The sequence below is a fragment of the Enterobacteriaceae endosymbiont of Plateumaris consimilis genome (genome assembly GCF_012563145.1).
GTDB lineage: Bacteria > Pseudomonadota > Gammaproteobacteria > Enterobacterales > Enterobacteriaceae.
In genome coordinates this window covers 456865-470842 of the sequence record NZ_CP046230.1, presented here as the reverse complement: position 1 = coordinate 470842, position 13978 = coordinate 456865, and the positions used below count along the sequence as shown (strand labels likewise).

The window sequence follows — 13978 nt, the reverse complement described above, 5'->3', positions numbered from 1 at the left end:
ATATATAAATTTTTTTTTAATAAATCATATTTTAAAAAAATAATGAATATATAAATTTTTTTAAAACATTATTTATGAATTTATAAATAATGTTTTTGTAAATTTTTTTTTTAAATAAAAAGCTCTAGGTGATGTTAATATAATTTCATTATTTTGATTTATAGTTTTTATTAATTTATTTTTATTAGATTTTGTTTTTACTAATAAAATAGTACCATTATAATGATTGATACATTCTATTTTACCAGAAATAAGTAATTTCATTAATTCAATCCAATCATTATATAAGTTTTTATAATTTTTTTTTGAAGGTTTCCATATAATAGGCTTTCCTATTACTCTCATTTCAAAAGGAATATTTTTATTTTTAGTTATAATAGGAATCCATAAAATTTTTAATAATTTACTATATAATGTACTTTCTTTCCAAATAAGAAAATTTTTATTTGTTAAAGGTAAATAACATATGAATGTATTATTAATAGTATTTCCTTTTACATCAATAGGAATAGTTTTAATTTCTATACCTATTTGGGGTATGTCTTGATTAAATCTGTTTTTTTGTTGTTTTCCTAATAAATATAATTCAATTAATTTACCTATCCATCCTTTATCTTTATTTAAATTTGTTGGAATTTTAAAATTTAACCATTCTGCAATATCATTTAAACAATGACCTGTCATTAGTGTAGCTCTAAAAAACAATATTTTTTCATTAATAATATTATTAGAAAAAATTTTTTTTATATACATATAAGTTGTACCTATTAAAAAAATATTTTAAAATAATTATTTTAAATAATAATAAAATGAATATACAATATTTATCTTTTCCACAAATTAATCCAATTGCTATTACAATATATGGTATTAATATTTATTGGTATAGTTTAATGTATTTAATTAGTTTTTTATTTATAGTAAATATATTAAAATTAAAATCACATAATAATTTATATTGGAATTATAAAGAAAATGAAATTTTATTATATTTATCTTTTATAGGATTATTATTAGGCGGTAGGTTAGGATATACATTATTTTACAATTTACAATATTTTTTAATTCATCCTATATCTTTATTTCAAGTAAGAGAAGGTGGTATGTCTTTTCATGGAGGATTAATTGGAGCAATTTTAGTAATTTTTATATATTCTATTTATTATAAAAAAAATTTTTTACAATTAACTGACTTTATTGTTCCATTAGTACCATTGGGTCTAGGAATGGGAAGAATAGGAAATTTTATTAATGGTGAATTATGGGGAAGAGTCGCTATTAATATTCCATGGGCAATAATATTTCCTAATTCAACTCAATCAGATTTGATCTATATCCAAAATAATCAAAATTATATATATTTATTTATAAAATATGGTAATCTACCTAGACATCCATCACAAATTTATGAGTTTTTTTTAGAAGGATTAATATTATTTATTATTTTAAATATAAAATTTGTTAAAAGAAAAATATTAGGATATAATACCAGTATGTTTTTATTGTTTTATGGTATATTTCGTATTTTCGTAGAATTTTTTAGGGAACCTGATGTACAACTAGGTTTATTTTTTAATTATATAACTATGGGTCAAATATTATCTTTACCAATGGTTTTTATAGGATTTCTAATGATATTATATCATACTACACAAAAAAATTTGATTAATTCATCATAAAATAAACTAAAAATATTTTTTATATAATCAAATTACTAATATAATTAATAAAAATTAATAACATTAATAACATGTTTACAACATATCATTCTAATGATTTGGATATTTTATTAAATTTAATAAAATATAATATTTTAAAAAATCCATTAAATAATCCATTACAAACAGAAATTATAATTTTATCTGATTTAACGTTAATTCCATATTTAAAGATTAATTTATCTAAAATAATAGGAATACATGCTAATATTAATTACATTAATCCAGAAAAATTTATTTGGGATTTATTTATAAAAATTATTCCAAAAATTACAAAAGAAAATATCTTTAATAAAAAAATGATTATTTGGCAACTGATGAATATCATTCCAGAAATAATTGTTTTACCTGAATTTAAAAATTTTAAAAAATATTTAAGTAATATAAAAAATACTAATTATTTATTTCAAATATCAATTCATATTGCTAATTTATATGATGAATACCAAAAATATCGTCCAAAATGGTTGTTTTTATGGGAAAAAAATACAGAAATATTTCTTACAAATGATAAAGATCATATTTGGCAAGCTAAATTATGGAAAAAATTAATTAGATATAATGAAATAATATTAGGTAAACAGTTATGGTATTTAAGTAAATTATATAATTATATTATCAATATTAAAAATATAAAAAAAATAAAATATTCTGTTTTACCAGAAAGAATATTTATTTTAGAAACACAAAATATACCTTTAATATATTTACAATTATTAGAAAAATTAACAGATTATATAGAAATTCATATTTTGATTAAAAATCCTTGTATACATTATTGGGATAATATTCAAATAAATAAAAATGATAAATTTAATAATTCATTGTTATTTTCTTGGGGAAATTATGGATTAAATAATATAAATAAACTAATAAATTTACAGTCAAGAATGATAGAATCATTTGTAAAAATAAAATCTACAAATTTATTAAATAATATACAAAAAGATATTTTATTATTACAAAATAATTCTTTATTAAAGAATAAAAAAAAAATTAATATTACAGATGATTCTATACAAGTAAACATTTTTACAGATGCTAAACAAGAAATAGAATTTTTATCAATTAATATTATTAAATTAATTAATAATAATAATTATTATTTACATGATATTATTGTCATTTCGCCTAATTTAGAAATTTATCTACCTTTTATTTATTCTATTTTTAATAAAAAAAATTTACCTTTTAATATTTATCTAGATATTAATAAAAAAAATATGTTTGATATCCCAGATACATTTTTTTTTTATTAAATTTATCAACAAAAAAATTTTATCCTGAAGAAATATTTTATTTATTAGATAATAATGAAATTTCAAAAAAGTTTTTCATGAATAATGAAGATGATTTAATATATCTTCGTTATTGGATAAATGATATTGGTATAAAATATGGGTTAGATTTTAGTAATTTTAAAAATCTTTCTTTGCCTAAAGATCAATATACTTGGAAATTTGGATTATATCGTATGTTATATGGATATGCTATAGATAATAATTCAGGAAGTTGGAAGAGTATAATTCCTTATAACGGTACATTTGGAGTATTAGGAGAACTATTAGGAAAATTTACTTATTTTTTATTTACATTATATAAATGGAAAAAACGATTAAAAAAAAAACAATTAATCAAAAATTGGAAAAAAAAACTAATACAATTATATTCAGAATTTTTTTGTTCAAATATTTATACAAATAAGTATATGAAACATATATTTAAAAATATTATTTTATTTATTGATAATGGAATAAATATAAATTATAAAAAAAAAATATCCATTGATATTATTATAAAAGAATTTCAAATATTATTAAAAAAGAAAAAAAAACAATTTAATTATTCTTACAATAAAATTAATTTTTGTAATTTTGGACAATTAAATTGTATATCCTTTAAAGCTAGTTTTGTAATAGGTATGAATAGTAAATATTATCCTAAATATTCATATCCAGTAATTTTTAATTTAATAAAAAAGTATCCTAAACAAAATGATAAAAATAATTTAGATCAAGCAAAATATTTTTTTCTTGAGTTATTAATATCTTCTAAAAAAAAATTATATTTAAGTTACATTGATAATAAAAATATAAATTATGATAAAAAATATCCTTCTATTCTAATTACTGAATTATTAGAATATATTTCTGATAACTATGAGATTAAAAAAAATAAAATTTATAATTATATTATTGATCATATATGTCATATTAATCAAAAAAAAAATATTTTTATAAATTTTAATATAAATAACTATGGTTTTTTAAATAAAAAAAACATTTTTTATAAAAAATTATCAATTTTAAAAATAAAAAAAGTTATATTAAAAAATATTTTATATTTTTGGAAAGATCCTTTAAAAGGATTTTTTAATCAAAGATTAGGAGTATATTTACAAGATTTAAATCAAATTCAATTTTCAGAAATAGAACCTTTTTCACTTGATTATTTAACAAAATATCAAATTAATATAAAAATATTACATTCTTTAATTCTTAATACAAACATTAATTTGATTTATTATAATTATCTCAACAAAGGAATTTTACCTTATGGTAACTATGGAAAAATATTATGGGATAATAATAAAAAAAATATATATAAATTATTAAATAATTTAAAATCATATAAATATGATAATATAATTAAATATATTAATTTAAATATTTCTGGAATAACATTATATGGAACAATAAATCTTATAAGTTATATTGAAGGTTTCATAAAATATGAACCTAAAATTATAGATATAAAATCTATTATATCATTTTGGATTGAACATTTAATTTTATGTATAATAAATATTAAAAAAGAAGAAAAATTTATTTCAAAAATTATAGGATTTAAAAATACACAATATATTTTTAATTATATTAAACCTGATATAGCAATCATTTTATTAAAAAAATATATTGATGGATATATACATGGGTTAAATATTCCGATTATGTTACCTATGCAAAGTTCTTGGAAATGGTTATGTTATTGTTACGACAAAAAAAATAAATGTATTAATTATGATAATTTTACACAAAAAAAAGCAAAAAATATTTTTTTTTATTTTTGGAATATAAATTCTAATTTTATTGGAAAATATAATAATGTTTATTTTAACAGATTAAATTATTTTTTTAATGAAAAAAATTGGTTAAAAACTATAAAATTAATAGAAAAATGGCTTTTACCTATCATTTTTTATATGAAATAAAATATTTTATTTATATTTATATGATGCAAAATATAACAAAAATTAAAGAATTTAATCCTTTTATGGATAATTTAAACCAAAAATGTTTAATAGAAGCTTCAGCTGGTACTGGAAAAACTTTTACAATAATTATTATTTATTTACGTTTTTTATTAGGTTTATATAAAAATAATGGATTTAATATTCCATTATCAGTTGAAGAAATATTAGTAGTTACATTTACTGATGTTTCTACACAAGATTTATGTAAAAGAATAAAAAATAGTATAAAAATATTACGTATAGCATGTATAAAAGGTAATAGTCCATATCCTATTATTAATAATTTTCTAAAAGAAATAAAAAATTTATATAAAGCAAGTTTAATTTTATTAAAAGCAGAATTAAATTTTCATAATGCAACAATTTTAACTATTCATTCATTTTGTCATAAAATATTAAATATCAAAAATTATGAAATCAATGGTTTTATATATAATAAAAAATTAATTAATAATGAAATTTATTTACAATATAATGCATCTATAAGTTTTTGGAGAAAATATTTGTATCCTCTACCAAAAAATATTGCAAAAATTATATTAAAATATTGGGCAACTCCTAATGATTTAATAAATCAATTATTACCATTTTTATCCAAAGTTGAATTACCTAAATTTTATTTAAAAAATATTAATTTAGTAGAACAATTTAATAAAAATATTGAAAACATTAAATTTTTAAAAAAACAATGGATGAAATATAAAGATATTATTATAAATATAATAACAGAATCTCATATTAATAAACATATTTATAATAATAAATCTATAAAATTTTGGATAGAAAATATAAATCAATGGTCAGTGAAAAATACTGAAGATAATTTTGTTCCAGAACAATTAAAAAGATTTTCTCAAAATGTTTTAATTACAAAAACTATAAATGAAAAAAAGTTTCCTAAACATATATTATTTAAAAATATAGATATATATTTAAATAAAATAATTAGTTTAAAAACTTTAATAATAATTAAAGCTATAAAATATATTAAATATTTAATAAAAAAAAATAAAGAAAAAAATGAACAAATTAGTTTCAATGATTTATTATTAATATTAAATAAATCATTAAATAAATTTGATGGAAATAAAAATTTAGCAAAAGATATAAGAAAATTGTATCCTGTTGCATTAATAGATGAATTCCAAGATACAGATATTCAACAATATAATATTTTTAAAAAAATATATATAAATAAATCTAATTGTACATTAATATTAATAGGAGACCCCAAACAAGCTATTTATTCTTTTAGAGGTGCTGATGTTTTTACTTATATTAAAGCTTCTCTTGAAATTAAAAATCGTTACACATTAAAAAATAATTGGCGATCATCTAAAACTATGATTAATGGTGTTAATAAAATATTTTCTAACTGTAAATATCCTTTTTTTTTTAAAAACATAATTTTTTATCCAACATCATATGTTAAACAAAAATTAAATTATAATTTTATTGTAAATGATATTATTCAACCAGGTATTACTATCTGGTTTTTACCTAAAGAAACGAACTTAAATTCATATAGACAAATAATATCATATAAGTGTGCTTATGAAATTTGTAAATGGCTTATTTTAGGTCAAGAACAAAAAATTTTTTTACAAAAAAATAAAAATAGTAGTAATATTATTACTATTTCAGATATAACAGTATTGGTACGTAATAAATATGAAGCTAATATTATACAAAAAGAATTCATTAAATTTAATATTCCTTCTATATATTTGTCTAACACTAATAGTGTTTTTGAAACAATAGAAGCAAAAGAATTAGTATTATTATTAAAATCTATTTTAGAACCACATAAAATAAAACAATTAAAAAATATTTTAGCAAGTAATTTATTTAATATAGATTTATCTAATTTAGATTATAAAAAAGAACAATATTTTTTAGAAAAAAGTATTAATCAATTTATTAAATACAGGAATTTATGGAATAAAAATGGAATTTTATTAATGTTAGAAAATATTTTTTTAAAAAAAAATTTTTTATTTAAAAAAAATATAATTAATAATTTTCATAAAAAAAAAATACAGAATATATTACATATAGCAGAATTAATAGAAATAGAGTTTTTAAAAATTAAAAACAAAAAACAAATTATTTTATGGTTAATAAAACAAATTTCTTTTCCAAATAATAGATCATTTGAACAACAAATAAGAATACAAAATGATTCTAATCAAATAAAAATAATTACTATTCATAAAGCTAAAGGATTACAATTTCCATTAGTATGGATACCTTTTATTTCTTCTAATTTTTTAGATTTAATAAATAATGAAGGAATAATTTATCATGATAGAAAAACGTTAAAAACTATTATAGATTTTAATAAAAATAACGATAGCATAAAATATGCATTAGAAGAATTATTATCAGAAAATTTACGATTATTATATGTATCTTTAACTAGATCAATTTTTCATTGTAGTATTGGTATAGGCAATATTAAAAATACTAAAATAAAATATCAAAAATATTTTCCACATAGAAATGCTGTAGAATTTTTAATAAATAATAAAGGTTATATAGATCATAAAAATTTTCAAAATTTATTATTTAATTTACAAAATAAAGATATTGAAATTAAAATTATAACTAAAAAAAAACAAATACAATATAATCCTATTTATCTTATAGAAAAAAAAAATAATTATCACTGTAATAAAAAATTAAAAATTTTTAAATATCAAACAATATTAATTACAAGTTATTCAATTATTAAAAATGATTTAAATTTAAATAACAATATTTATAAATATAAATTATTTAACTCTAAAAAAAAAATCAAGAAAACATCGCATACATTTCCTACGGGTAAAAAAATTGGAATTATTTTACATGAAATTTTCGAAAAATTGGATTTTACTAAAAAAATTTTATATTCTTTTATTAAAAAAAAATTATTTAATAAAGAAATTGATTGTTCTTGGTATACAATATTAATAAAATGGTTAACAAATATATTACATCATCCATTAGGAATAGATAAAATTATTTTAAATAAAATACAAAATAAAAATAAAATAACAGAATTAGAATTTTATTTACATATAAATAATAAATTATGTATTATGAAATTATATAATATAATATGTAAATATGATAAAATATCCAGAAAGTTACCGAAATTAAATAATGATTTTCAAGGAATATTAAAAGGATTTATTGATCTAGTATTTTTATGGAATAAAAAATATTATTTAATAGATTATAAATCTAATTGGTTAGGAAAAAATTATAATAAATATACTAAAAAATATATGGAAAAAAATATATGTTTAAATAGATATGATTTACAATATCAAATATATACATTAGCTTTACATAAATATCTTTGCTCTCGTATTAAAAATTATAATTATGAAAAACATTTTGGAAGTGTTATATATTTATATATTAGAGGTATTAACAATATAGAAAATAATTCAAATGGTATTTGGGAAGTAAGACCATCTTATGAATTAATTAAAAAATTAGATCAATTAATTACTTAAATTCTTTATTCATATAATTAAATTAATAATAATATGTATTATTTTTTAAAAAAATTGTGTAAAAATAATTTTATTCGTCTAATTGATTTACAATTTGCATATATAATGGCATCTAAAAATGAACCATATTTAATGTTTGTTGTTGCTTATCTTAGTTATTTTATTAGTAAAGGGAATGTTTGTTTACCATTATTAAAATTTAATATAAAAAGCATATTGAAAAAAAATAAAATATTTTTATCCAAAAAAGAAATACAATTAATAAACAATTTTACGAAACAAGAAAAAAATTTATTAGGTTATAGTATTATTGGTAATGGTAAGAAAGTTACACCATTAGTAATAGAAGATAATTGTCTCTATTTATATAGAGTATGGCAAGAAGAAAATATTATTATTCAAAATGTAATTAATAATTATTTTATCTTACCAAAAAAAAATAATATAAAAAAAATATTAAATATTTTATTTAAATCAAGTGATATCCATCAAAAAATATCTGTAGCTATGGCATTTACTCATAAAATAAGTATAATTACAGGTTCTCCTGGTACAGGCAAAACAAATATTATAGCAAAATTAATTTTATTTTTTATAAAAATATATTCTATTCCATTAACTATTAAAATAGTTGCTAGCACAGGTAAAGCAGCTAATAGATTAACAGAATCAATTAATAATTATTTTATAAAAAATAATTATTTAATCACTAAAGAAGAAAAAAAAAATATTCCCTATAAAGCAACAACTATTCATCGTTTATTAAAAATTAATATGTATAATAAAGAAACTATATATAATAATAATAATAAATTAATTACTGATTTATTAATTATAGATGAAGCTTCTATGGTTGATTTAAATTTAATGTCAATAATATTAAATGCTTTATCTGTTGATAGTAAACTAATTTTATTAGGTGATGATAATCAATTACCTCCAATAGAAATTGGTTATATTTTTAAAGATATTTGTAATTTTAAAAAATTTACTTTTACAAAAGAATATTCAGAATGGTTATATAATGTGATTGATTATAATGTAAAAAAAGAAAATAAAAACAAAAATAAATATTTGTTTTTACGTAATTTTATTAGTTTATTAAAACATAATTATCGTTATGAATATAATTCAGGAATAAACCAATTAGCTACTTTAATTAGAAAAGGAAATGTTAAAAAAATTAAAAATTTATTTTTAAATCAAACATTTAGTGATATTAAATTTATCAACATTAATAATGAAACAAAATATAAATTAATGATAAATCAATTCATTATAGAATATAAAAAATATTTTGATTATATAAATACAAAAAATGATATCCATTATATATTTAATATTTTTAATACATACCAAATTTTATGTGCAGTAAAATATGGAATATTTGGTACAAGAGAAATTAATAATAAACTAGAAAATGAATTTTTTAAAAACAATATCTTAGATAATACTTATAGAAAAAATAATTGGTATATAGGTAGACCTATTATTATTACTCAAAATAATAGTTTTTTAAATTTATATAATGGTGATATAGGTATTACTTTTTTAGATACGTCAGATAATGAATTAAAAGTTAAATTTAGTTTATCTAATGGTAAATATCATAATATTATTATTGATAATTTACCTAAATATGATATTGCTTATGCAATTACTGTTCATAAATCACAAGGTTCAGAATTTGATAATATATCTTTAGTATTACCTAATAAATATTCATCGTTATTAACTAGAGAATTAATCTATACTGCTATTACAAGATCAAAAATAACAATATCAATTTATAGTACAAATTCAATATTATTTAAATCAATAAAATCTAAAATAATACGATTTTCTAATTTAGAAAATCGTATTTTAACAAAACTTTATAAATAATTTTATTATTTGTTAATAATATATTTGATTATCTATTTAAAAAATTATCTATATAAAAAATTTTAAAACTGATTTATTAAATAATTTTATATTAAATTAAACGTTCTTTTATACGTGCTGCTTTTCCTGTTAATTTACGTAAATAATATAATTTTGCTTTTTTAACATATCCATGTTTTTTTATAGTTATAGAATTAATTACTTTTGAATATAATTGAAATACACGTTCAATACCAATATTATTGGATATTTTTCTTACCGTAAAAGAAGTATTTAAACCTCTTTTTCGTATAGCAATTACAATTCCTTCAAATAATTGTAATCTTTTTTTAGAACCTTCAACAACCCAAACTTTTATTTCTAATGTATCTCCAGGTCTAAATAAAAGAGATATTATATTTTTTTTTATTTGTTCTTTTTCTAGAGAATCAATAATATTCATTAATATTTCCTAATAATATATTATTTTATAAATTTTTTTTAAAAAAATCATTTTTAAATTCATTAAATAATATTTTTTCTTCTTTTGTTAATTTTTTTTTTTTAAACAAATCTGGTCTCTTTAACCATGTATAACCCAGGGATTGTTGTAATCTCCATTTTTTTATTTTTTTATGATGTCCTGATAGTAAAATTTCTGGAACTTTTTCTTTATTTTTTAAAATTCTTGGTCTAGTATAATTTGGACAATCTAATAAACCGTTATTAAAAAAAGAATCTGTATCATTTGAAGATTTTTTATTTAAAACACCGGGAATTAATCTAGATAAAATATCGATTAAAATCATAGCCGGTAATTCTCCACCACTAAGAATATAATCTCCTATAGAAACTTCTTCATCTATATAAGAATGTATAATACGTTCATCTATACCTTTATATCTACCACAAATTAATATAATGTTTTTATAAGTTAATAAATTATTTACATATAATTTATTAATTTGTTTGCCTTGAGGAGATAAATAAATGGTTTTAACAGATTTTTTTACTTTTTGTGTTGCGGCATGAATAGCTTTTATTAACGGTTCAGCTTTTAATATAACTCCACTTCCACCACCATAAATATTACAATCTACATTATGATATTTATTTTTTGTATAATCTCGAGGATTCCAAAAATTTAATGTTAAAAGTTTTTTTTTAATTCCTTTACTAGTAATTCCATAATCAATAATTGACTTAAACATTTCAGGAAATAAACTAATAATACCAAACCACATAATGTCTCTTATATTAATAAATATTAAAATTCCAATCAACTTCAATAACATTTTTTATTAAATTAATATTTTTTATTACTTGATTTTCAATAAAAGGAATTAATTGTTTTTTAATATTTTTTTTATTTTTTGAAATAGCAACAGATTCTATAATAAGTACATCATTAGATCCTGTTGATATAATGTCTTTTACTATTCCTAAATTTTTATAATTATTTACATTAATAATTTTACATCCAATGATATCATTCCAATAATATTCATCTATATTTTTATATTTTATTAAATAATTATATAAAATATATATTTTGTAATTTACTAATTTAATTAAATCATTACGTTCGTTAAAATTAATAATTTTAACAATATAATAATTATTATTAAATATCCATTTCTTAAATATTATTGGAAATATTTTAGTTTCATTATTAATGATAAATAAATTTTTATAAACAAAAATATTACTTTTAATAAAAGTATAAGAAAATAATTTTATATACCCTTTTATACCATATACTGAACCAAATTGACCTAGAACTATATTCATATATTTAATAATTTTTAATTACTGTGTTTTATTAAAAAATTAACCCTTTTAGAAATAACTGCTCCTTTAGATAACCAAAAATTAATTTTATCTTTATTAATTTTAATATGATTAGTTTTTTTTGAATAAAATGGGTTAAAATAACCAATTCTTTCAATAAAACGTCCATCTCTAGGACTTTTATTATTAATAACAACTATTTGATAAAAAGGTTTTTTTTTTATTCCGTGACGAGATAAGCGAATTTTTACCATATTATAATACCTTTACCTTACATTAAATATTTTAAAAAAACTTTTTTGGAAAAACATTTTTTATATTACGAAACATTTTTTTTATTCCATAATTATTTTTCATTTTTTTAGATATTAATTTAAATTGACTATATTGTTTAAATATAACATTAATTTTTTGTATAGAAACACCAGAACCCATAGATATTCTTTTTTTTCTTGAATAGTTAATAATATTAATATCTAATTTTTCCATAACAGTCATAGAATTAATAATATTTTGTGTTTCTATAATAATATTATTATTTGTATTAATAAAACTAGATATTGGATTAATTGTATGGTTTATATTTCGTAAACTCATTGTATTTATTAATTTTGTAATATTATTATTACCTATTTTGCTTATTTGTTTTATTTGATTTAAAAAATCAACAATACTAAATTGTTTTCCATCTTTAAATTTTTTTATCAATTTGTGATTTTTTATATTATTAATTTTATTTTCAATATCTTTAATAGAAGATAGTTCTTCTTTCATGCCTAAAATTCTAATAGCAATTTTTTTAGGAGAAAAAATCTCTATTTTATCTATTTTTTCTCCAGTACCAATAAATTTTATTGGTTTGTTAGTTATATATCTAATTGATAAAGCAGCACCACCTCTTGAATCACCATCTGTTTTTGTTAAAAAAATTCCTGTTAATGGTAATATTTTATTAAAAACATAAGCACTATTAACTGCATCTTGTCCTGTCATCGAATCTACAACAAATATAGTTTCTATAGGATTAACATGATTATGAATATTTTTTAACTCATCCATCATATTATTATCTATATGTAGTCTTCCAGATGTATCTATAATTAATATATCATAAAAATTAATTTTTGCATAATTTAGTGCATTTTGAGAAATTTTTTCTGAAGAAATATTTTTATTAGAATTAAAACAATCTATTTTAATTTGTTGAGATAAAATTTTTAATTGTTCCATAGCTGCAGGTCTATAAATATCAGTGGAAGCAACTATTATTTTTTTCTTATATTTTTTTTTTAAAAAATACGCTAATTTAACAACACTAGTTGTTTTACCCACACCTTGTAAACCTGCTAATAAAATCACTGCTGGTGGTTGAACAGCCAAATTGATATTAATATCAGATTCACCCATAATTTTTATTAAATTATTTTTAATTAATTTAATTAATTCTTGTCCCGGAGTAAAACTATTATTAATTTTTTTTCCAATAGCATTTTTTTTAAGATTATGAATAATATTATTAACTACTTTAAATGATACATCTGCTTCTAATAAAGTATTAGATATTTTATCTAGTGTATCTTTTATATTTTTTTCTGTTAATCTACCATAATTACTAATTTTAGATAATGTTTTTGATAATTTATTACGTAAATTTTCAAACATTTATATTGTGTTCCTTTTATTAATAAAATATTGTTTATTTTAAATTTTGAATATTATATAATTATTATATACTTATATAACAAAAAAAAGATAAATAAATATAATGAAAATATAAACTAGTATTCAACTTATAAAATAATATCAATTCTATTAGTATTATATATATATTTATTTTAAAATAAAAT

General features: G+C 17.2%; 11 protein-coding genes. 5 read left to right on the top strand and 6 right to left on the bottom strand.

The genetic code is table 11. The features are described 5' to 3' along the window. Positions 1–72 precede the first annotated feature (72 nt). Positions 73–753 (bottom strand): MutH/Sau3AI family endonuclease, encoded by a 681-nt coding sequence (locus tag GJT81_RS02245; RefSeq protein ID WP_169785698.1) that lies wholly within the window; start codon positions 751–753, stop codon positions 73–75. A gap of 56 nt (positions 754–809) precedes the next feature. On the opposite strand from GJT81_RS02245, the gene lgt reads away from it, so the two are divergent. The 5 genes from lgt to recD all read left to right on the top strand — a co-directional run bounded on the left by lgt (position 810) and on the right by recD (position 10361). Continuing rightward, complete coding sequence (gene lgt / locus GJT81_RS02240; protein WP_169785697.1) at positions 810–1679, top strand: prolipoprotein diacylglyceryl transferase; 870 nt, start codon at positions 810–812, stop codon at positions 1677–1679. Positions 1680–1750: 71 nt separating this feature from the next. Continuing rightward, the gene (locus GJT81_RS02510; protein WP_169785696.1) at positions 1751–2977 is read left to right on the top strand and encodes an exodeoxyribonuclease V subunit gamma; all 1227 of its coding nucleotides are present in this window, start codon (positions 1751–1753) and stop codon (positions 2975–2977) included. Between the two features lie 77 nt (positions 2978–3054). Next, complete coding sequence (locus GJT81_RS02505; protein ID WP_169785695.1) at positions 3055–4929, top strand: exodeoxyribonuclease V subunit gamma; 1875 nt, start codon at positions 3055–3057, stop codon at positions 4927–4929. A gap of 20 nt (positions 4930–4949) precedes the next feature. Further along, positions 4950–8477 (top strand): exodeoxyribonuclease V subunit beta, encoded by a 3528-nt coding sequence (recB, locus tag GJT81_RS02225; protein WP_169785694.1) that lies wholly within the window; start codon positions 4950–4952, stop codon positions 8475–8477. Positions 8478–8510: 33 nt separating this feature from the next. Next, positions 8511–10361: an exodeoxyribonuclease V subunit alpha gene (gene recD, locus GJT81_RS02220; protein WP_169785693.1), complete on the top strand. Its 1851-nt coding sequence runs from the start codon at positions 8511–8513 to the stop codon at positions 10359–10361. Positions 10362–10452: 91 nt separating this feature from the next. Here recD and rplS read toward each other — a convergent pair whose 3' ends face one another. Genes rplS through GJT81_RS02195 form a run of 5 tightly spaced genes read right to left on the bottom strand, consistent with a single transcriptional unit; the run spans position 10453 to position 13793 of the window. After that, entirely contained in the window at positions 10453–10803 is a 351-nt protein-coding gene (gene rplS / locus GJT81_RS02215; protein ID WP_169785692.1) for a 50S ribosomal protein L19, read from the bottom strand. A gap of 25 nt (positions 10804–10828) precedes the next feature. Continuing rightward, positions 10829–11584 (bottom strand): tRNA (guanosine(37)-N1)-methyltransferase TrmD, encoded by a 756-nt coding sequence (trmD, locus tag GJT81_RS02210; protein WP_169785691.1) that lies wholly within the window; start codon positions 11582–11584, stop codon positions 10829–10831. A gap of 13 nt (positions 11585–11597) precedes the next feature. Beyond that, positions 11598–12131, bottom strand: coding sequence for a ribosome maturation factor RimM (gene rimM / locus GJT81_RS02205; protein WP_169785690.1), 534 nt, complete (start codon positions 12129–12131; stop codon positions 11598–11600). Between the two features lie 14 nt (positions 12132–12145). Then, complete coding sequence (gene rpsP / locus GJT81_RS02200) at positions 12146–12385, bottom strand: 30S ribosomal protein S16 (protein ID WP_169785689.1); 240 nt, start codon at positions 12383–12385, stop codon at positions 12146–12148. Between the two features lie 31 nt (positions 12386–12416). Further along, positions 12417–13793 carry a signal recognition particle protein gene (locus GJT81_RS02195; protein WP_169785688.1) on the bottom strand — a complete coding sequence of 459 codons (1377 nt, stop codon included), beginning with the start codon at positions 13791–13793 and terminating at the stop codon, positions 12417–12419. Positions 13794–13978: the final 185 nt, after the last annotated feature.

Coding starts and splice junctions, on each gene's coding strand:
- rplS (WP_169785692.1), bottom strand. CDS start 10,803: ATGAATATTATTGATTCTCTAGAAAAAGAACAAATAAAAAAAAATATA.
- rimM (WP_169785690.1), bottom strand. CDS start 12,131: ATGAATATAGTTCTAGGTCAATTTGGTTCAGTATATGGTATAAAAGGG.
- GJT81_RS02245 (WP_169785698.1), bottom strand. CDS start 753: ATGTATATAAAAAAAATTTTTTCTAATAATATTATTAATGAAAAAATA.
- GJT81_RS02505 (WP_169785695.1), top strand. CDS start 3,055: ATGAATAATGAAGATGATTTAATATATCTTCGTTATTGGATAAATGAT.
- recB (WP_169785694.1), top strand. CDS start 4,950: ATGATGCAAAATATAACAAAAATTAAAGAATTTAATCCTTTTATGGAT.
- rpsP (WP_169785689.1), bottom strand. CDS start 12,385: ATGGTAAAAATTCGCTTATCTCGTCACGGAATAAAAAAAAAACCTTTT.
- GJT81_RS02195 (WP_169785688.1), bottom strand. CDS start 13,793: ATGTTTGAAAATTTACGTAATAAATTATCAAAAACATTATCTAAAATT.
- trmD (WP_169785691.1), bottom strand. CDS start 11,584: ATGTGGTTTGGTATTATTAGTTTATTTCCTGAAATGTTTAAGTCAATT.
- recD (WP_169785693.1), top strand. CDS start 8,511: ATGTATTATTTTTTAAAAAAATTGTGTAAAAATAATTTTATTCGTCTA.
- lgt (WP_169785697.1), top strand. CDS start 810: ATGAATATACAATATTTATCTTTTCCACAAATTAATCCAATTGCTATT.
- GJT81_RS02510 (WP_169785696.1), top strand. CDS start 1,751: ATGTTTACAACATATCATTCTAATGATTTGGATATTTTATTAAATTTA.